General features: G+C 54.5%; 21 protein-coding genes and 1 pseudogene. 12 read left to right on the top strand and 10 right to left on the bottom strand.

Annotated elements, in window-relative coordinates:
- The 5 genes and pseudogenes from RT644_RS00955 to nth all read left to right on the top strand — a co-directional run.
- Nucleotides 1–278: pseudogene (locus tag RT644_RS00955) on the top strand (electron transport complex subunit RsxC); the annotation flags it as partial.
- Complete coding sequence (rsxD, locus tag RT644_RS00950; protein ID WP_045513452.1) at nt 279–1331, top strand: electron transport complex subunit RsxD; 1053 nt, start codon at nt 279–281, stop codon at nt 1329–1331.
- A gap of 9 nt (nt 1332–1340) precedes the next feature.
- Nucleotides 1341–1961: an electron transport complex subunit RsxG gene (rsxG, locus tag RT644_RS00945; protein WP_044489371.1), complete on the top strand. Its 621-nt coding sequence runs from the start codon at nt 1341–1343 to the stop codon at nt 1959–1961.
- Between the two features lie 3 nt (nt 1962–1964).
- Nucleotides 1965–2663 (top strand): electron transport complex subunit E, encoded by a 699-nt coding sequence (locus RT644_RS00940; RefSeq protein WP_016496271.1) that lies wholly within the window; start codon nt 1965–1967, stop codon nt 2661–2663.
- Nucleotides 2663–3298, top strand: coding sequence for an endonuclease III (nth, locus tag RT644_RS00935; protein WP_016496272.1), 636 nt, complete (start codon nt 2663–2665; stop codon nt 3296–3298). The genes RT644_RS00940 and nth overlap by 1 nt, the downstream gene beginning before the upstream one ends.
- A gap of 5 nt (nt 3299–3303) precedes the next feature.
- On the opposite strand, the gene RT644_RS00930 is transcribed toward nth, so the two are convergent.
- The gene (locus tag RT644_RS00930) at nt 3304–3729 is read right to left on the bottom strand and encodes a CopD family protein (protein ID WP_313625097.1); all 426 of its coding nucleotides are present in this window, start codon (nt 3727–3729) and stop codon (nt 3304–3306) included.
- A gap of 743 nt (nt 3730–4472) precedes the next feature.
- On the opposite strand from RT644_RS00930, the gene dtpA reads away from it, so the two are divergent.
- The gene (dtpA, locus tag RT644_RS00925; protein ID WP_016496276.1) at nt 4473–5975 is read left to right on the top strand and encodes a dipeptide/tripeptide permease DtpA; all 1503 of its coding nucleotides are present in this window, start codon (nt 4473–4475) and stop codon (nt 5973–5975) included.
- 107 nt (nt 5976–6082) lie between these two features.
- Complete coding sequence (gene gstA, locus RT644_RS00920; RefSeq protein ID WP_097407078.1) at nt 6083–6688, top strand: glutathione transferase GstA; 606 nt, start codon at nt 6083–6085, stop codon at nt 6686–6688.
- A gap of 64 nt (nt 6689–6752) precedes the next feature.
- Here the strand turns inward: gstA and pdxY are convergent, their stop codons facing one another.
- The 5 genes from pdxY to anmK form a co-directional block, all read right to left on the bottom strand.
- The gene (gene pdxY / locus RT644_RS00915) at nt 6753–7613 is read right to left on the bottom strand and encodes a pyridoxal kinase PdxY (RefSeq protein WP_269230874.1); all 861 of its coding nucleotides are present in this window, start codon (nt 7611–7613) and stop codon (nt 6753–6755) included.
- Between the two features lie 73 nt (nt 7614–7686).
- Nucleotides 7687–8961 carry a tyrosine--tRNA ligase gene (gene tyrS / locus RT644_RS00910; protein ID WP_313625093.1) on the bottom strand — a complete coding sequence of 425 codons (1275 nt, stop codon included), beginning with the start codon at nt 8959–8961 and terminating at the stop codon, nt 7687–7689.
- Nucleotides 8962–9103: 142 nt separating this feature from the next.
- Nucleotides 9104–9760, bottom strand: coding sequence for a pyridoxamine 5'-phosphate oxidase (gene pdxH / locus RT644_RS00905; protein ID WP_044489665.1), 657 nt, complete (start codon nt 9758–9760; stop codon nt 9104–9106).
- A 56-nt stretch (nt 9761–9816) separates the two neighbouring features.
- Nucleotides 9817–10137 (bottom strand): C-type lysozyme inhibitor, encoded by a 321-nt coding sequence (gene mliC, locus RT644_RS00900; RefSeq protein WP_045511426.1) that lies wholly within the window; start codon nt 10135–10137, stop codon nt 9817–9819.
- Nucleotides 10138–10229: 92 nt separating this feature from the next.
- The gene (anmK, locus tag RT644_RS00895) at nt 10230–11354 is read right to left on the bottom strand and encodes an anhydro-N-acetylmuramic acid kinase (protein ID WP_016496282.1); all 1125 of its coding nucleotides are present in this window, start codon (nt 11352–11354) and stop codon (nt 10230–10232) included.
- Nucleotides 11355–11636: 282 nt separating this feature from the next.
- Here anmK and slyB point away from each other — a divergent pair, with 282 nt between their 5' ends.
- Complete coding sequence (gene slyB / locus RT644_RS00890) at nt 11637–12104, top strand: outer membrane lipoprotein SlyB (protein ID WP_016496283.1); 468 nt, start codon at nt 11637–11639, stop codon at nt 12102–12104.
- Nucleotides 12105–12200: 96 nt separating this feature from the next.
- On the opposite strand, the gene slyA is transcribed toward slyB, so the two are convergent.
- A complete protein-coding gene (gene slyA / locus RT644_RS00885; protein ID WP_016496284.1) occupies nt 12201–12641 on the bottom strand; it encodes a transcriptional regulator SlyA in 441 nt (146 codons plus the stop codon).
- A 199-nt stretch (nt 12642–12840) separates the two neighbouring features.
- Between slyA and RT644_RS00880 the strand changes: the two genes are divergently transcribed.
- Genes RT644_RS00880 through RT644_RS00870 form a run of 3 tightly spaced genes read left to right on the top strand, consistent with a single transcriptional unit; the run spans nt 12841 to nt 15952 of the window.
- Entirely contained in the window at nt 12841–13077 is a 237-nt protein-coding gene (locus RT644_RS00880) for a DUF1656 domain-containing protein (protein ID WP_086869374.1), read from the top strand.
- A 2-nt stretch (nt 13078–13079) separates the two neighbouring features.
- A complete protein-coding gene (locus RT644_RS00875; RefSeq protein WP_016496286.1) occupies nt 13080–13940 on the top strand; it encodes an HlyD family secretion protein in 861 nt (286 codons plus the stop codon).
- On the top strand, nt 13940–15952 hold the full coding sequence (locus RT644_RS00870) for an FUSC family protein (RefSeq protein WP_313625088.1): 2013 nt from the start codon (nt 13940–13942) through the stop codon (nt 15950–15952). The genes RT644_RS00875 and RT644_RS00870 overlap by 1 nt, the downstream gene beginning before the upstream one ends.
- Here RT644_RS00870 and sodC read toward each other — a convergent pair.
- The 3 genes from sodC to RT644_RS00855 form a co-directional block, all read right to left on the bottom strand.
- Nucleotides 15945–16466 (bottom strand): superoxide dismutase [Cu-Zn] SodC, encoded by a 522-nt coding sequence (sodC, locus tag RT644_RS00865; RefSeq protein ID WP_016496288.1) that lies wholly within the window; start codon nt 16464–16466, stop codon nt 15945–15947. The genes RT644_RS00870 and sodC overlap by 8 nt on opposite strands.
- Before the next feature lie 78 nt (nt 16467–16544).
- Entirely contained in the window at nt 16545–17441 is an 897-nt protein-coding gene (locus RT644_RS00860) for an aldo/keto reductase family oxidoreductase (RefSeq protein WP_086869380.1), read from the bottom strand.
- Nucleotides 17442–17490: 49 nt separating this feature from the next.
- Complete coding sequence (locus tag RT644_RS00855; protein WP_097402099.1) at nt 17491–17730, bottom strand: DUF1289 domain-containing protein; 240 nt, start codon at nt 17728–17730, stop codon at nt 17491–17493.
- 120 nt (nt 17731–17850) lie between these two features.
- On the opposite strand from RT644_RS00855, the gene RT644_RS00850 reads away from it, so the two are divergent.
- Complete coding sequence (locus tag RT644_RS00850; RefSeq protein ID WP_313625083.1) at nt 17851–18447, top strand: TetR/AcrR family transcriptional regulator; 597 nt, start codon at nt 17851–17853, stop codon at nt 18445–18447.
- Nucleotides 18448–18494: the final 47 nt, after the last annotated feature.

Genomic DNA, 18494 nt, shown 5'->3' with positions numbered 1-18494 from the left:
CCGCAGAATCGACCGCAAACGCTGAGCAACCACAGGTGGACGCCGGACAGTCACCAGCTGAATCTGCACCGGTCGATCCACGCAAAGCCGCGGTTGAAGCGGCGATTGCCCGCGCCAAAGCGCGCAAATCAGAACAACTACAAGCCGCCACGCAAACTGATGAGGTCTCGTCTTTTGCGCAGGCCGCCAATGACGACCCGCGCAAAGCCGCCGTCGCCGCAGCCATCGCCCGTGTTCAGGCGAAGAAGGCCGCACAGCAAGCCGTTAACGAGGATTAAATGGTTTTCAGAATCGCAAGCTCCCCTTACACCCATAACCAGCGCCAGACCTCACGTATCATGCTGCTGGTGACGCTCGCGGCCGTGCCGGGCATTGCTGCGCAATTGTGGTTTTTCGGTTGGGGGACGCTGATACAGCTCATTCTCGCCATTATCAGCGCACTTGCTGCCGAAGCGCTGGTACTGAAATTACGCAAGCAGAACGTTAGCGCGATCCTGGCGGACAACTCTGCCCTGTTAACCGGTCTGCTGCTGGCTATCAGTATTCCCTCTTTCGCCCCGTGGTGGATGGTGGTGCTTGGCACCGTGTTCGCTGTAGTTATCGCCAAGCAGCTTTACGGCGGTTTAGGCCACAACCCGTTTAACCCGGCAATGATTGGCTATGTGGTGCTGTTAATCTCCTTCCCGGTGCAGATGACCAGCTGGCTGCCGCCCTATGAAATCGCACGCACCGTTCCCGGCTTTATCGATGCGTTACAGGTTATTTTCACCGGTCACACTGCCGCTGGCGCAAATATGGAAACGCTGCGCATTGGTATCGATGGCGTCAGCCAGGCGACGCCGCTCGACACCTTTAAAACTTCATTGCATGCCGGACACAGTGTCGAGCAGATCCTGCGCTCCCCTATCTATAGCGGCGTGCTGGCTGGTGCTGGCTGGCAGTGGGTCAACCTCGGTTATCTGGCCGGTGGTCTGTTCCTGCTGTGGCAGAAAACTATTCGCTGGCATATCCCGGTAAGCTTCCTGCTGACTCTGGCGATTTGCGCCACACTCGGCTGGGTTTTCGCCCCGCAGTCGCTGGCTGCGCCGCAATTGCATCTGTTCTCTGGCGCGACCATGCTGGGTGCGTTTTTCATTCTGACCGATCCGGTTACCGCTTCGACCACCAACAAAGGCCGGCTGATTTTTGGCGCGCTGGCAGGCGTGCTGGTGTGGCTTATCCGCAGCTTTGGCGGCTACCCGGATGGCGTGGCCTTTGCCGTATTACTGGCAAATATTACCGTGCCGTTGATTGATTACTACACGCGTCCGCGCGTGTACGGGCATCGTTAAGGAGCCGCCATGCTAAAGACAATGCGTAAACATGGCGTGACGCTGGCGCTATTCGCTGCAGGTTCTACCGGGCTGACCGCCGCAATAGACCAAATGACCAAAACCACCATTGCCGACCAGGCCGCGCTGCAACAAAAAGCGCTGTTTGATCAGGTGATCCCGGGCGACAGCTATAATAACTCGCTGCAACAGAGCTGTTTTCTGGTCAGCGATCCGGCGCTTGGCAAAGGACAACACCATGTGTGGATCGCCAAAAAAGATGACAAGCCGGTTGCTGCAGTCCTTGAGGCGACCGCACCGGACGGTTACTCAGGCGCCATCCAGCTGCTTGTCGGCGCAGATTTCAGCGGCACGGTGCTGGGTGTGCGGGTGACGGAGCACCATGAAACCCCGGGTCTCGGCGATAAGATTGAGCTGCGAATTTCTGACTGGATCACCCACTTCGCCGGGAAGCGGATTGACGGCGCGGCCGATAGCCACTTTGCGGTGAAAAAAGATGGCGGTGATTTTGATCAGTTTACCGGTGCGACCATTACGCCGCGCGCGGTCGTTAACGCGGTGAAACGGACCGGCCTGTACGCGATGACACTACCGGAACAGCTTTCCCGTTTACCGGGTTGTGGAGAGTAAGCGATGAGCGAAGTGAAAGAGGTTATTGTTCAGGGACTGTGGAAAAACAACTCTGCCCTGGTACAGCTACTGGGTATGTGTCCGCTGCTGGCGGTCACGTCCACTGCCACCAACGCGCTGGGTCTGGGGCTGGCGACAACGCTCGTACTCACCCTGACCAACCTGTTTATCTCGCTCCTGCGCCGCTGGACGCCGGATGAGATCCGCATCCCTATCTACGTGATGATCATCGCCTCGGTGGTCAGCGCGGTACAAATGCTGATCAACGCTTATGCGTTCGGGCTTTACCAGTCACTGGGCATTTTTATTCCGCTGATCGTCACCAACTGTATCGTGGTGGGACGTGCTGAAGCGTTTGCGGCCAAAAAAGGCCCGGCACTTTCAGCACTCGATGGTTTCTCTATTGGTATGGGTGCAACCTGCGCCATGTTCGTCCTGGGTTCCCTGCGCGAGATCCTCGGTAACGGTACGCTGTTTGATGGCGCGGATGGCCTGTTAGGCGGCTGGGCGAAGGCGCTGCGCATAGAAGTGTTCCACACCGATTCCCCGTTCCTGCTGGCGATGTTGCCGCCGGGCGCGTTTATTGGCCTCGGCATGATGCTGGCGGTGAAATACCTTATCGATCAGAAAATGAAAAAACGCCGTGAAGCGGCGGCGACAGCGGAAAACGACAGCACTCAGGCCGCGCCCGGGAAGGCATAATGAATAAAGCAAAACGACTGGAAATTTTAACCCGCTTACGGGAAAACAACCCGCACCCGACCACCGAGCTGAATTTCACCTCGCCGTTTGAGTTGCTGATCGCCGTACTGCTCTCCGCGCAGGCCACCGATGTCAGCGTCAATAAAGCGACAGCCCTGCTCTACCCGGTGGCAAACACGCCCAAAGCGATGCTGGAGCTGGGCGTTGAGGGCGTGAAGCAGTACATCAAAACCATCGGCTTGTTTAACAGCAAAGCGGAGAATGTCATCAAGACCTGCCGTATTTTGCTGGAAAAACACAATGGCGAAGTGCCGGAAGACAGAGCCGCGCTGGAAGCGCTGCCGGGCGTCGGGCGCAAAACCGCCAATGTGGTACTTAACACCGCGTTTGGCTGGCCAACCATCGCCGTGGATACGCATATTTTTCGCGTCTCTAACCGCACACGTTTCGCGCCGGGTAAAAACGTTGAGGAAGTGGAAGAGAAGCTTTTGAAAGTGGTACCCGCTGAATTTAAAGTCGATTGCCACCACTGGCTGATCCTGCACGGGCGATACACCTGCATCGCCCGTAAGCCGCGCTGCGGCTCCTGCATTATCGAAGATCTGTGCGAGTACGACAGTAAAGTCGATAGTTAACGTCGTCAGAACGGGCGCAGCACCGCCAGCAGAATTATCACCACCACAGCGACAACAGTAATGGTGGTTGCATTACGCAAAGCGCCCATCCCCTTCACCGCTTCACCTGCCGCGATGCGACGCAGCGTGGCAGAGAGAAAACCGTGCAGGCCTGAAAGCAGCAGGACTACCACCACCTTGATTATCAGCCACAAATGCGGCATTTGACCGTGCGCAACCACCATTACCGCACCAGCAACCCACAGCAGCCCCATTGCAGGCGTGGTGATTTTCCGGCTCCAGCGTCGGACATCGCCCGCCAATGCGACACGCGCGGTGTTATCTGCTTGTGTAGCGCACCAGCCGGCAACAACAGCCATAACCAGCATTCCGCCTATCCAGACGATGGCCGCCGCGATATGTAACGCGTTGAGCCACGGATGAAAGTTCATAGTTAAACTCCAGTGTAATAAAGACTGCGGCAAGTCTGACAGCGTAACTGCTCCCTGTCATGAACAATGCGCGACAAAGAGAAATAAAAGATTGATTATTGCTCTCTGGCCGATTACCCAACGAGTAGCGGATAAGGGAACCCGCTGATTTCATGTCATAACTTTATGTGATAACGCTCACGTCTCTGTAAATTACTTAAAATGGCGAATGATTGCGCACAGATCGTGATATTGAGCAAATAATCGTCCACTTATGCGTATTTAATACGTTTATTCCTTTTTTTAGAAGAAAAAAATCCAACTGACGGCAAATTCGGTCGCTATTGCTAACACAATGTTAAAAAAGAGATTAGCGATGTATAGCAAATGGTTTCAGTGCAAACTTTAATCATGTTTTACAAGAGATATGACCAGATTGACTACATAAACCAGCCCAATACACTACCATTTAGCCAAAATAGCAGAACATATGCCTTAATGTGCAATCTAACCCCCGGACTGTAGTAGAAAAATCCACTTTTATTTCAATGATGAAATTTAACTCTGAATAACAAATAAAAACACCGAGCATTGTAATGCCCTGCATCTATGTAACAGAATATGTCAAAAGACTTGCCTGAACGCGCTGGATAGTGAACATTAACCGCCGTTTTCCCCTCCCAATATAACTATAAGCGTGATGAACTCTGGTCATTGCGCGCTGAACACCCCCGTTAATATGGGATGTAAAAAAAGAGGTATATGTGTCAACTGCAAACAAACCAACGGAAAGCGTCAGCCTGAACGCTTTTAAGCAACCGAAAGCGTTTTATCTGATCTTCTCTATCGAGTTATGGGAACGTTTTGGTTACTACGGCCTGCAAGGGATTATGGCTGTTTACCTGGTGAAACAACTGGGTATGTCAGAAGCGGACTCTATTACACTGTTCTCCTCCTTCAGCGCACTGGTTTATGGCCTGGTTGCCATCGGTGGCTGGCTGGGTGACAAAGTACTGGGCACCAAACGCGTAATCATGCTGGGCGCGATCGTGCTGGCCATCGGTTATGCGCTGGTAGCGTGGTCCGGTCATGACGCGAGCATTGTGTACATGGGCATGGCGGCAATTGCCGTGGGTAATGGTCTGTTTAAAGCCAACCCGTCATCCCTGCTATCCACCTGCTATGCGAAAGACGACCCGCGTCTGGATGGTGCATTTACCATGTACTACATGTCCGTTAACGTCGGTTCGTTCTTCTCCATGCTGGCAACCCCGTGGCTGGCTGCGAAGTTCGGCTGGAGCACTGCGTTTGGTCTGAGCGTGGTGGGTTTGCTGATCACTATCGTTAACTTCGCCTTCTGCAAACGTTGGGTGAAAAATCACGGTTCTAAACCCGATTTCGAACCGCTGCGCGTTGGCTATCTGCTGGCAACCATTGTCGGCATCGTGGCGCTGATTGCTATCGCCACCTGGCTGCTGCACAACCAGGGCATCGCGCGTATGGTGCTGGGCGTTGTGGCGCTGGGTATTATCTGCATCTTCGCCAAAGAGACTTTCGCGCTGAAAGGTGCCGCGCGTCGTAAAATGATCGTCGCCTTTATTTTGATGGTGCAAGCAATTGTCTTCTTCGTGCTCTACAGCCAGATGCCGACATCGCTGAACTTCTTTGCTATCCGTAACGTTGAGCACACGCTGTTCGGTATCGCTTTCGAACCTGAACAGTATCAGGCGCTGAACCCGTTCTGGATCATCATTGGTAGCCCGATTCTGGCCGCTATTTATAACAAAATGGGTGATACGCTGCCGATGCCGCACAAATTCGCGATCGGTATGGTGCTGTGCTCCGGCGCGTTCCTGGTGCTGCCGCTGGGCACGAAATTCGCATCTGATGCGGGTATCGTTTCCGTAAGCTGGCTGATCGCAAGCTATGGTCTGCAAAGTATCGGTGAACTGATGATCTCTGGTCTCGGTCTGGCGATGGTTGCGCAACTGGTGCCGCAGCGTCTGATGGGCTTCATTATGGGAAGCTGGTTCCTGACCACGGCTGGCGCGAACATTATCGCCGGCTATGTGGCTAATCAGATGGCGATCCCGGAAAACGTGACCGATCCGCTGATGTCACTGAACATCTATGGCACCGTGTTCCTGCAAATTGGTATCGCGACAGCGATTATCGCTTTGCTGATGATCGTCACCGCACCGAAGCTGAACCGCATGACGCAGAGCGAAGATACCACTCGCGACACGTCGGAAACCGCTACGGCATAATCGCCGCGGGGAACTCGAATTATTCAGCCGCTAACGCAAGTTAGCGGCTTTTTTTTTATTCTGCCGCGTAATAACCTATGCCGGAAATCAGCCATAAGGAAAAGATAATGAAACTGTTTTACAAGCCGGGCGCCTGCTCTCTCGCCTCACATATTGCTCTGCGTGAGAGCGGAAAAGATGTGGATCTGGTAAGCGTTGATTTGATGAAAAAACGCCTGGAAAACGGCGATGACTTTTTTGCCATCAACCCGAAAGGACAAATCCCGGCGCTGCTGCTGAATGACAACACTCTGATTACCGAAGGCGTGGCGATTATGCAATACGTTGCTGACAGCGCGCCTGAGAGCCAGTTACTGGCACCTGTTGGCACCCTGCCGCGTTACAAAACGCTGGAGTGGCTGAACTTTATCGCAACCGAGCTGCATAAAGGCTTCACCCCGCTGTTTCGCCCGGATACACCGGAAGAGTACAAACCCACCGTACGCGCTTTGCTTGAGAAAAAATTGCACTACGTGAATGAATCCCTGAGCAATAACGCATGGATTAGCGGTGCGAACTTTACCATTGCCGACGGTTATCTGTTCACGGTTCTGCGCTGGGCGCGCGCGGTGAAATTGAATATGGAAGGTCTGTCGAATATTGATGCGTATATGGCGCGTGTTGCCGCTCGCCCTGCGGTGGCGACTGCAATGGCGGCAGAAGGTATTCAGTAGAATGTGAATGCCCGCGTACGCGCTGCTCAGCGGGCAACAATAAAGGCGGGGATCCCCGCCTTTTTTACAGCAATGTCGCGCTAAAAAGATGCTCAGGTTGCGCAATTCTGTCCTGCGCCGCGACCACCTGCAGTTCATACTCCTGCAAATTTTTGGTCGCCAGCATAATTTCATACACTGCCGCCGTTACGTGTTCGAGCGCTTCACGTACGCTCGCCCCCTGCAACAATTTCACCAGTAACAATCCGCTGGTCACATCACCCACGCCGACTGGCTGACGTGCGCCAAAATCCACCAGCGGACGGCTAATGTGCCAGGCTTCACTGGACGTCACCAGCAACATTTCAAAGCGATCGGCGCTCAGTCCCGCGCGCGCCAGGTGTTTCACCAGCACGATTTGCGGCCCCTGCGCAATCAGCTCGCGTGCCGCAGCCACTGCGTCCTCCACCGTGTGGACCGCATGCTCGCAGAGGATCTCCAGCTCAATCAGATTGGGCGCAATGATATCGCTGGCAGGCAAGGCGTGGCGGACATGAAACTCGGCAACCCCTGGCGCAACGATGCAGCCTTTCTCCGGATGCCCCATGACCGGATCGCAGAAATACTTCGCCTGCGGGTTGGCTGCTTTCACCTGGCGGACGATCCCAAGAATATGCTCTCCCTGCTCTGCCGAACCCAGATAACCACTCAGCACCGCGTCGCAGCGTTTCAGTTGGTCAATTGCCGCAATGCCCTGCACAATTTCGGTCAGATGGGCTGGCGGCATAACGCTGCCGGTCCATTTGCCGTACTGGGTATGGTTAGAAAACTGCACCGTGTTCAGCGGCCAGACGTTAGCGCCCAGGCGGCGCATCGGAAACTCGGCGGCACTATTCCCCGCATGACCAAAGACCACATGCGATTGAATGGCGAGGATATTCTTCATTGTTGGTAGCCTTGCAAAAGTCGAGCAATAAAAAGAAGGGAGTGATTTCTCACTCCCTTCGGCAGGTCTGTTTTTATTTCCAGCAGATCAAGCAGTAGTTTTTCTTACCGCGGCGCAACAGCGTGTAGCGGCCGAATAGGCGATCGCCATCAGTGAAGAAATACTCCGGATCGGATTGTTTTTCGCCGTTGATGGTAACAGCGTTAGACGCGATGGTTTTACGCGCCTGGCCGCGGGACGGCTGCAGCTCAGAGTCAACCAACGCCTGCATCAGATCGGCACCTTTTTCCATCTCAACCATCGGTACGCCATCCTGCGCCAGCTGTTCAAAATCGGCTTCGCTCAAATCACTCAGCGTACCGTTGAACAGGCTTTCAGTGATGCGTTTAGCGGCGGTTAAACCCTCTTCGCCGTGAACCAGACGCGTCACCTGATCAGCCAGCACATATTGCGCACGCGGCGCTTTACCGCTGTTTTTGTCTTCTTCTTCCAGCGCGTTAATTTCCGCGATGTCCATAAAGGTGAAGAACTTCAGGAAGCGGTAAACATCCGCATCGGCGGTGTTGATCCAGAACTGGTAGAACTTATACGGACTGGTTTTCTTCGGATCGAGCCACACCGCGCCGCCTTCGGTTTTACCAAATTTGGTGCCATCGGCTTTGGTGATCAGCGGAACCGTCAGGCCAAACACCTGGTTTTGGTGCAGGCGGCGAGTCAGATCGATACCCGACGTGATGTTACCCCACTGGTCGGAGCCGCCAATTTGCAGCACGACATTATGCAGTTCGTTCAGGCAGGCAAAGTCGTAACCCTGCAGCAGGTTGTAGGAAAACTCGGTGAACGAGATGCCGACATCATCGCGGTTCAGACGCTGCTTGACCGCTTCTTTGTTAATCATCTGGTTAACAGAGAAGTGTTTACCGATATCGCGCAGGAAGGTCAGCACGTTCATGCTGCCAAACCAGTCGTAGTTATTTGCAGCGATAGCGGAGTTGTCGCCACAGTCGAAATCGAGGAACGGTGCAACCTGTTTGCGGATTTTATCCACCCACTCCTGCACGGTGTCTTCAGTGTTCAGTTTACGCTCAGTGGCTTTAAAGCTCGGGTCGCCAATCAGACCGGTCGCGCCACCCACCAGCGCTACTGGCTTGTGACCAGCCTGCTGGAAGCGTTTCAGGCATAACAATGGAACCAGATGCCCCAAATGCAAGCTGTCAGCGGTGGGATCGAAGCCGCAATAGAGCGCGATCGGGCCCTGCGCCAGTCGCTCTGCTAACGCTTCCTCATCCGTCACCTGAGCCACGAGGCCCCGCTCTTGCAATTGTTTAATCAAGTTACTGCTTGCCATCAAAATCTCCATGTATAAAACGGACTGCACCTTTGCCGGTACACGACTTTTCGCCAGATGCGAAAGGATACTTCATGGGGGGCAGATAGAATAAAGCGCCGGAACACGGAGTGCCAGCGCTTATAGCAACATTTTTCAGGGTTTACGGCGCGAGGCGGTCAATTTTCCACGCATCATTCTCGCGCTGGTATAAAAAACGGTCATGCAGTCGATTGGCACCGCCTTGCCAGAACTCCATCTGGTCAATACTGACGCGATAGCCGCCCCAGAAACTGGGTAACGGGATTTCGCCCTGCTGGAACTTTTGCTTCAGTTCAAGGAACTTGCTTTCCAGAATGCCGCGCGCGGAGATGCGGCTCGATTGTTTCGATACCCAGGCGCCGATTTGGCTGTCACGCGGGCGGCTGTGGAAATACTTCATCACTTCGAGCGTTGAAAGCCGCTCCGCTTTGCCGGTGACCATCACCTGGCGATCCAGCATATGCCATGGGAACAGCAGACTGACAGCAGGGTTGTTTTCAATGTGATGCGCTTTACGGCTGCCAAGGTTGGTATAGAACACCAGCCCTTTTTCATCATAATGCTTGAGCAATACGATACGCTGGTAAGGTTGGCCGTTCTCATCCACTGTCGCCACGACCATTGCAGTCGGGTCAACGAGTTGAGCTTCACAGGCCTGCCCCAGCCAGCGTTCAAATAATGCCAACGGTTCGGCGGGAAGGTCGCCGCGACGCAGACCACCTTTGGTGTATTCACGGCGCAGATGCGCGATTTGCTGCAATTGATCGTTATCAGACATGGCGTTAGCGAAAGTAATCATCAGGTGGGGCTATTATGCGCCCCCCTGTGAAAATCTCAACGCTGCGGAATAAGCTGGCAATTATTCAGTACGATGCGATCGCGCTTGTAGACGGTCGCACTCTCACCCTTCGACCAGAAAACGTAGACGCCATCCGTGTAACGTGCGCCGGAGGCTGAAAGCCCTTGCTGTAAGGTCAGCAATTTATCATCCCAGACAAAACTCGCCTGCTGACGGGTATTATTAATTTTCACGGTGAGCGGTTTTTCGTCGCACTGGTAAACCAGCGTATCGGTATGCATGCGTTCTACTAACTGATTGTAATAGCTGCATCCGGCAAGCAGTGCGGGCAGACAGGCGATGACTATTTTTTTCATAGAGTATTCCCGGGACGGTCCTGGTCACGGAGGGCGAAACGCCCTCCCTAAGCCTGGTCAGTCTAGCCCGGTGCAACTAAAGTGAAATGCGGTTAACTCTGATTCTGCCGCGGGTTAGCAGGGTAAATCGCGCCGAGCACCGAGGCAGCGGACGCGCCGGTGACGGAGGGCAGATTACCAGGCAGTCCGGCCAGGGTCCGCCACGCAAGCCAGGCAAACGCCAGCGCTTCCATGTCGTCGCCGCTGATACCGGCTTCATCCGTGGTGGTGACTTCTGTACCTGGCAAAAGCCCCGCCAGACGCGCCATGACCAGCGGATTTCGACTCCCCCCACCGCAGACCAGCAGGCGTTCACAACCGCCACTGAGCAGCACCTGCTCGGAAATTGTCACCGCCGTCAGTTCAGCCAGCGTGGCCTGCACATCGCTGGCGCTTAACCCCGGGAAGTGCGCCAGGTGGCGTTCCAGCCAGCTGTAGTTAAAGTATTCACGACCGGTACTTTTCGGTGCAGGCGTGGCAAAGTAGGCATCGCTTAGCATGTTTTGCAGGAGCGGCAGCACCACTTTGCCTTCGCTCGCCCACTGCGCATCTTTGTCGTAGGGTTTGCCTTTTTGCCGCCAAATCCATGCGTCCATGAGCATGTTGCCAGGTCCGGTGTCATAGCCTCTGACCGGCTGGCCGGGGATCAGAAGCGATAAATTGGCGATGCCACCAATGTTGAGCACCATGCGCCGTTCTACCGGGTGCGCCAGCAGTGCATGGTGAAAGGCCGGCACCAGCGGCGCGCCCTGCCCGCCAAGCGCGATATCACGGCGGCGAAAATCACCGACCACCGTCACCCCCGTACGCGCCGCGATATGGTTATTGTCACCAATCTGCAAAGTATGCGGCGCAATGCCTGTCGGCTCATGCCAGACGGTTTGCCCGTGACAGCCAATCGCGACGATATCTTCCGGGTGGAGTTGCTCTCGGTCCATTAGCGCCAGCACCGCGTCGGCAAACAACTTGCCCAGTTGGGTATCCAGCCGCCCCAGTTGCGAAAGTGTAAGTTGCTGTCCCTGGCAAATGCCAAGAATCGCCTCTTTTAACGGCAGCGGAATCGGAAACGTCAGGCTCGCTTGCTGCGCGACCATGGTTTCATCGATTGCCGCCAGCACCACATCAACCCCATCCAGACTTGTTCCAGACATCACCCCAATGTAGCGACCCGATTTCATACGCCTTCCTTTAATGCATGACCGAAGGGCACCACTCCACCATAAAGCGGGGGTTAACGCCATCGGCTGCAAACACTTTTTAACAATCGGATGATTTTCCGTTAAGTGAAATTACGCCGTGCTGCGCTTATAATCGCTTCGTTTAAATCTGGTTAAACTCGCGTTGATTATTATTTTGCCGGGATTTGGCAGAAGATATGACCTGGTATTGCTAAAATGCCATATAATTTAACCATGTCGGATGCCCGCAAGGGCGTTTCATGGTGAACAGGAGATTCATAAATGATGTTACGTGCACTGGCAGTTTCGCTGATTGGTTTTACTTTGGCTGGCTGCGTGAATAACGACACGCTTTCCGGTGATGTCTACTCTGCATCCGAAGCTAAACAGGTGCAGAATGTCACTTACGGCACCATTGTTAACGTCCGTCCGGTACAAATTCAGGGTGGCGACGAAAACAATGTTATCGGCGCGCTTGGCGGTGCAGTGCTGGGTGGTTTCCTTGGCAATACTGTTGGCGGCGGCACGGGACGTTCTCTCGCCACCGCAGCAGGCGCGGTAGCCGGTGGTGTTGCAGGGCAATCCGTCCAGGGTTCACTGAATAAAACGCAGGGTGTTGAGCTGGAAATTCGTAAAGATGATGGCAACACCATTATGGTCGTGCAGAAACAGGGCAACACCCGTTTCTCCGCAGGCCAGCGCGTCGTGATGGCAAGCAATGGTCGTCAGATTACCGTTTCCCCGCGTTAATTCCCGCATTAGGTGGTCACGCCAGTGGCCGCCCTTTCATATTGCCGATACTGAATGTTGATGTAAAAAAGCCTTGCGGATGCAAGGCTTTGCTGGTCAGTCTCTCGACTGAAGCTCATTGATGTTTTGTTCCAGTCGGGCAATCATTTTAATCAACTGATCGAGTTCTTCCGCAGAGATCCCGGAAAGTATTTCCCCCCGGGTTTTACGAATAACCGTCTCCATCTCTTCAATGATTGGGTCCGCTTTTTCTGTCAATTTGATCCGCTTTGCCCGGCGATCGTTGGCGCAGGTCTGGCGAGAAATAAGGCCTTTCTCTTCCAGTTGATCCAGCGTACGCACCAGCGAAGGCTGCTCAATGCCAATCGCTTTTGCCAGTTGAATTTGCGACTGATCGGGCGGCAACTGATGAATATTATGCAGCGTTACCCAGTGAGTCTGCGTTAATTCCAGAGGTTTCAGGCGATGGTCAATCAAAGCGCGCCAGACGCGCACTAAGCGTGCCAGATCAGAACCTAATGGCGATTCCAATTTCATCTCCTTATAATTAGCTTGCTAAGTTATTATACTCATTTTAGAATAGTTTGCAGTATTTATATTGGTAAAACAAATGTATTGCGGTTCTCGCCGGGGCTTACGCTGAGATTCCACCTGCCTTAGCAACACGCAGTGGTTGGTACTTATCTAATGATAATCATCAATCTGGCGATCCGTTAGGTTGCACAGGACACAAAGTGTGAAGTTGAACTCAAGTTTCCCGAACTTACCCCTGCAAGATCTGATTTTTGGCGCATCGGTCTATTTCCCTCCCGTATTTAAAGTGGTCATGCTGGGCTTTCTGTTCTGGCTTATTGCTCATCGCCTGTTGCGCGGGTGGATTTATGCGGGTGATATCTGGCACCCCATCCTGATGGATCTCTCCTTGTTTGTTATTGCGCTGAGCCTCGCCCTCGGCTTGCTAATTGTGTGGTAATTATGCGCCTGAAATCCCTGAAGTATTTTTCTACTCTCCTGGTGCTGGCTGTGGCGATTGTCGCGGCCTGGTGGATGTGGAACTTTTATATGCAGTCCCCCTGGACGCGTGACGGAAAGATCCGCGCTGAGCAGGTCAGTATCACACCGCAGGTCTCAGGCAGCATCAGCGAACTGAAGGTGAAAGATAATCAGTTGGTTAAAGCGGGCGATGTGTTGTTTCGTATTGACGATACGCCTTACCACATTGCCGTACTGAACGCCGAAGCCCAGTTGGCTCGTATGCAAACCGATCTGGCAAAAGCCAATAATGAAGCCAATCGCCGTCGCCATCTCTCACAAAACTACATCTCCGCAGAAGATCTCGATACTGCCAATATTAGTGTTAAAGCCGCGCAGGCAAGCGTTGCGGCAGCGCAGGCACAACTTGCGCAGGCACAATGGCAATTGGCGCAAACAGTAGTTAAGGCACCGGTAGACGGCTGGGTCACCAATCTTTCCACCCGTACTGGCAATTACGCTACCGCCGGGCAACCAGTTTTCGCGCTGGTCGATAGCCATTCGTTTTATGTGATGGGTTACTTTGAAGAGACCAAGTTGCGCCATATTCATGAAGGGGCAGCAGCGAAAATCGTGCTTTATAGTGGAGATGTTACGTTACAGGGTCACGTATCAAGTATTGGTCGCGCGATATATGACCAAAGCGTCGAGACTGACAGCGGGCTGGTTGCCGATATCAAACCGAACGTACCGTGGGTACGGCTGGCGCAGCGTGTGCCGGTACGTATTCAGTTTGATAACCTGCCCGCCGGGCTGACGCTGGTTTCCGGCACCACGTGCACCGTGGCGATTGGTGGTCAGTAATGAAATCGCCTGTCTGGCTCTGGCAAAATCTGCCATGGGTAAAAGCCACGGTCGGACAGTGGCGCTATGCGCTGCGCAACGGTATCGCGATGTGTCTGGCGCTCACGGTGGCTTATTATCTCGATCTCGATGAACCGTACTGGGCCATGACATCCGCAGCCGTTGTCAGCTTCCCCACCGTCGGCGGCGTGATCAGTAAAAGCCTTGGCCGTATTGCCGGGAGCCTGCTTGGGGCCAGCGCGGCACTGATCATTGCCGGTCAGACACTCAACGATCCGTGGCTGTTTCTGTTCGCCATGGCCACCTGGATTGGCTTTTGTACCTGGGCTTGCGCGCAGTTCACCAATAATGTCGCCTATGCTTTTCAACTGGCGGGTTATACCGCCGCGATTATCGCGTTCGCCATGGTCGATGTGACCGATATTACGGAGCTGTGGGATATTGCTCAGGCGCGCGTGTGCGAAGTGATCCTAGGCATTTTGTGCGGCGGCATGATGATGATGATCCTGCCCGGCAACGCCGACGGAACCACCCTGCTGTCAGCATTGAAAAAAATGCATGCCCGGTTGCTGGAGCATGCAAGCCTTCTGTGGCGGCCAGAAACCACAGACGCTATCCGCACCGCCCATGAGAGCGTTATCGGCCAGATCCTCACCACCAATTTGCTGCGCATTCAGGCGTTCTGGAGCCATTACCGTTTTCGGCGGCAAAACAGTTTGCTTACCTGGTTATTGCACCAACAGTTGCGCATGACCAGTGTGATCTCCAGCCTGCGCAGAATGTTGCTGAACTGGCCCGACGCGCCGGAAAATTTGCGCCCGGTTCTTGAGCAACTGCTCTCCGCGCTTGCGCATCCGCGCGCGGATGCGCTTACCGTCGCACGGATTATCGCCCTGCTCGCGCCCGGAGAAAGCGACGATTACCGGCACCATGCATTCTGGCAGCGCTTACGCTACTTCTGCCGTTTATATCTCACCAGTAGCCGCTGGCTGGCGCGCGTGGAGAATGCTTCGCCAGTCAGCAGTTATACGCCACCGCGAAGCCCGGGATTGATGCGAGATACGGATAATGCCGAAGCGCTATGGAGCGGCATTCGTACCTTTTGCGCGCTGAGTCTGGTCGGCGCATGGAGCATTAATACGCAGTGGGAATCGGGCTCGGCGGCGCTGACGCTGGCGGCTATCAGCTGTGTGCTTTACTCCGTCTCACCCGCGCCGTTTAACTCCCTGACACTGCTGTTGCGCACCTTAATTTTGCTGTCGCTGTTCAGCTTTATGGTGAAATTCGGCCTGATGGTGCAAATCAGCGAGCTGGCGGTGTTTCTGCTGTTTCTCTTCCCGCTGTTAACCACCCTGCAATTGTTGAAATTACAAATGCCAAAGCTGGCCGGGTTGTGGGGGCAGTTGATTGTTTTTATGGGCTCGTTTATCGCCGTGACCAATCCACCGGTTTATGACTTTGCGGACTTCTTAAATGACAACCTGGCGAAGATCTCAGGCGTCGCGCTGGCGTGGCTCGCGTTTGCCGTGTTACGCCCGGGCTCAGATGCCCGCAAAAGTCGGCGTCACATTCGCACGCTGCGCCGCAGTTTTGTCGATCAACTTAGCCGCGTACCACAGCTGAGCGAGCATGAGTTTGAATCGGTGGTTTATCACCACATTAGCCAGTTAAGCCATAGCCAGGACGCGCAAGCACGGCGCTGGTTGCTGCGCTGGGGGGTTGTGTTATTGAATTGCTCGCATGTTGTCTGGCAGCTACGCGACTGGGAAATCCGCTCGGATCCCCTCGCCAAAGTCCGCGAGTTATGCATTGTCTTATTGCGGGATGTGATGAGTGAGCGTGGCGTCCGGCAACGAACGCTTTCTGCCACGCTGACCGAGCTGCAGCGGATTAGCGCGGTGCTGGGTAAACATCACCAGCCGGCCGCGCGGGAGCTGGCCTCGGTTGTCTGGCGCTTATATTGCGCGCTATCGCAGCTGGAGCAAGCCCCGGCAGCCGGAACGCTTACTTGATAACGCCGCAGGCGTAACGTGCGCCGCCACCGCCGAGCGGTTTCGGTTGATCGGACATATTATCGCCGCCCACGTGCACCATCAGCGCTTTGCCTTTCACATCCGCGAGTTTTTTCAGACGCGGCGCCACCACCGGGTCGGTCGCTTTACCGTCATTGTTGACCACCAGCACCGGCAAGTCGCCTAAATGTCCGGCGCCTTCTGGCCCTTCATGCTTGCCGGTATGCTGCGGATCGAGGTGTCCTCCTGCCGCTTCAGCAGCAGAGGCTTTCCCCTCTTTAATCGCAGGCTGGCAACTGCCTTTAGCATGGACGTGAAAACCATGCTCGCCGGGCGGCAGGGCTTTCAGATCGGGCGCAAATTCCAGCCCCTTATCGGTTTCGCTGATTTTTACACTACCAACCGACTGCCCAACGCCCTGCGCAGTGACCAGGTTCATTTCCACTTCTTCACTGGCGGCTTGCGCCCCGGCGCAAACCACGAGCGCCAGCACAGCCAGACTAAAACGCTTCATATGACCTCCTTCGGTCTGTTTTAACCCTGTAAGTTTAAACCAGGGTGGCAGATTTCACCGGGAGGTCATCTGCCCGCGTTATGGCACGTCGTAACCAAGCGCCGCTTTGCGAATACGGAACCACTGTTGGCGCGTCATCTGAAGGTTCAGTGCCCCCAGCGCCGAACGCACGCGCTCAATTTTACCCGAGCCAATAATGGGCAGCGGCGCAGACGGCAGACGCATCACCCAGGCATAGACCACCTGTTCGATGGTTTCGGCATTCAGTTCCTGCGCAACGCGCGCCAGTTCATCACGTAGCGGCTGGAACGCAGCATCGTTAAACAGACGCCCGCCGCCGAGACATGACCATGCCATCGGGCGGATGCGCAGCTGCTGCAGTTGATCCAGCGTACCATCCAGCAGTAGCGGCTGGTGAACCGGCGAGATCTCGACCTGGTTGGTCGCCAGCGTAAATGGCAGGCGTGACTGCAACAGAGAGAACTGAGCGGGTGTGAAGTTAGAAACGCCAAAGTGGCGCACTTTTCCGCTCTGATGCAAATGCAGAAATGCTTCCGCCACCTCATCGGCGTCCATCAACGGATCGGGACGGTGGATCAGTAACAAATCAAGGTGATCGGTGGCAAGATTCACCAGCGACTGTTCGGCACTGCGAATAATGTGGTCGCGTTCAGTAATGTAATGACCCAGCGCATGTTCCGGTTTCGCGGTGGTGGCGATGCCGCATTTGCTGACAATCTCCATGCGGGCACGCAGATGCGGAGCGAGTTTGAGCGCTTCGCCAAATGCGGCTTCACACAGATAACCGCCGTAAATATCCGCGTGATCAACGGTAGTCACACCGAGATCAAGATGAGACTCAATGAAGCTAACCAGCTGCTGCGGGGACATGTTCCAGTCCATTAAACGCCAGTAGCCCATCACAAAACGGGAGAACTCCGGGCCTTGCGGCGCGAGGGCAATACGTTGAACCATAATGATTTCCTCGAAGGTAATTTGCCTTCGAGTATACGCATTTTGGCGACTAAAACAGTGAAGGTTGCTGAGGTTCTTCCGCAGAGGACGCTTTGTTTGCGCGCATTTTGCGCTGCAGGCGCTGGCGGCACAAACGCAGCACCTCCTGCTTTTGCGCATCGGTCATTTTTTGCCAGTTAAAACGCTCATCGCGGCTACGCATGCAGCCACGGCAAAAACCGCGGTCATCCGACTGGCAAATACCGCGGCACGGGCTCTGGACGGGGAAAAACTCCAGTTGTTCTGGCACAGTCGTCTCCGGTAATACAGGCAGTTCCCTTTATTGAAGACTGCCTGTCGACAACGCGCAAGGCGAAAAACGCATTGTTCGCCACTTGCAACAGACCAATCGGTCTAGTAGAGTGGCGCGATGAGCAGAAATACCGAACATGACACGCGCGAACATTTACTGGCGACCGGCGAGCAGCTTTGCATGCATCGCGGGTTTACCGGTATGGGCCTGAGCGAATTACTGAAAACAGCGGAAGTGCCAAAAGGCTCTTTCTACCACTATTTTCGCTCTAAAGAGGCGTTCGGCGTGGCGTTGCTTGAGCGTCACTATGCCGCGTATCACCAGCGGCTGGCGACCCATTTCGCCAGCGGGCCGGGAAACTACCGTGACAGGCTGCTGGCGTATTATCAGGAGACGCTCCGGCAGTTTAGCCAACAGGGAATTATTAGCGGTTGCCTGACGGTGAAACTGTCGGCGGAAGTGTGCGATCTGTCGGAAGACATGCGTTCAGCAATGGACAAAGGCGCGAGCGGCGTTATCGCCCTGCTCGCGGATACGCTGGAAAAAGGGCGTAACGATCGCAGCTTAACGTTTCAGGGCGAACCACTAACGCAGGCGCAAGTGTTGTACTCCCTGTGGTTAGGTGCCAATTTGCAGGCCAAAATTTCGCGAAGCGCCCTGCCGCTGGAAAGCGCGCTGGCGCATGCAAACAGCATCATTGCAACGCCTGTCTGAGAGCAGGCATTTTTATTTCACTTTTTACTAGTCGACCGGTCTATTCA

It is taken from the genome of Kosakonia sp., from assembly GCF_032104925.1.
Taxonomy (GTDB): domain Bacteria; phylum Pseudomonadota; class Gammaproteobacteria; order Enterobacterales; family Enterobacteriaceae; genus Kosakonia.
Note: the sequence above shows the minus strand (reverse complement) of the source record. Positions and strands in the feature narration are given on the sequence as shown.

Bases quoted from the DNA above. Each gene is read 5' to 3' on its own strand.
- anmK (WP_016496282.1), bottom strand. From the start codon at position 11,354: ATGAAATCGGGTCGCTACATTGGGGTGATGTCTGGAACAAGTCTGGAT.
- rsxG (WP_044489371.1), top strand. From the start codon at position 1,341: ATGCTAAAGACAATGCGTAAACATGGCGTGACGCTGGCGCTATTCGCT.
- RT644_RS00940 (WP_016496271.1), top strand. From the start codon at position 1,965: ATGAGCGAAGTGAAAGAGGTTATTGTTCAGGGACTGTGGAAAAACAAC.
- pdxY (WP_269230874.1), bottom strand. From the start codon at position 7,613: ATGAAGAATATCCTCGCCATTCAATCGCATGTGGTCTTTGGTCATGCG.
- slyA (WP_016496284.1), bottom strand. From the start codon at position 12,641: ATGAAATTGGAATCGCCATTAGGTTCTGATCTGGCACGCTTAGTGCGC.
- gstA (WP_097407078.1), top strand. From the start codon at position 6,083: ATGAAACTGTTTTACAAGCCGGGCGCCTGCTCTCTCGCCTCACATATT.
- nth (WP_016496272.1), top strand. From the start codon at position 2,663: ATGAATAAAGCAAAACGACTGGAAATTTTAACCCGCTTACGGGAAAAC.
- RT644_RS00860 (WP_086869380.1), bottom strand. From the start codon at position 17,441: ATGGTTCAACGTATTGCCCTCGCGCCGCAAGGCCCGGAGTTCTCCCGT.
- pdxH (WP_044489665.1), bottom strand. From the start codon at position 9,760: ATGTCTGATAACGATCAATTGCAGCAAATCGCGCATCTGCGCCGTGAA.
- mliC (WP_045511426.1), bottom strand. From the start codon at position 10,137: ATGAAAAAAATAGTCATCGCCTGTCTGCCCGCACTGCTTGCCGGATGC.
- RT644_RS00930 (WP_313625097.1), bottom strand. From the start codon at position 3,729: ATGAACTTTCATCCGTGGCTCAACGCGTTACATATCGCGGCGGCCATC.
- tyrS (WP_313625093.1), bottom strand. From the start codon at position 8,961: ATGGCAAGCAGTAACTTGATTAAACAATTGCAAGAGCGGGGCCTCGTG.
- rsxD (WP_045513452.1), top strand. From the start codon at position 279: ATGGTTTTCAGAATCGCAAGCTCCCCTTACACCCATAACCAGCGCCAG.
- sodC (WP_016496288.1), bottom strand. From the start codon at position 16,466: ATGAAGCGTTTTAGTCTGGCTGTGCTGGCGCTCGTGGTTTGCGCCGGG.
- slyB (WP_016496283.1), top strand. From the start codon at position 11,637: ATGATGTTACGTGCACTGGCAGTTTCGCTGATTGGTTTTACTTTGGCT.
- RT644_RS00870 (WP_313625088.1), top strand. From the start codon at position 13,940: ATGAAATCGCCTGTCTGGCTCTGGCAAAATCTGCCATGGGTAAAAGCC.
- RT644_RS00850 (WP_313625083.1), top strand. From the start codon at position 17,851: ATGAGCAGAAATACCGAACATGACACGCGCGAACATTTACTGGCGACC.
- RT644_RS00875 (WP_016496286.1), top strand. From the start codon at position 13,080: ATGCGCCTGAAATCCCTGAAGTATTTTTCTACTCTCCTGGTGCTGGCT.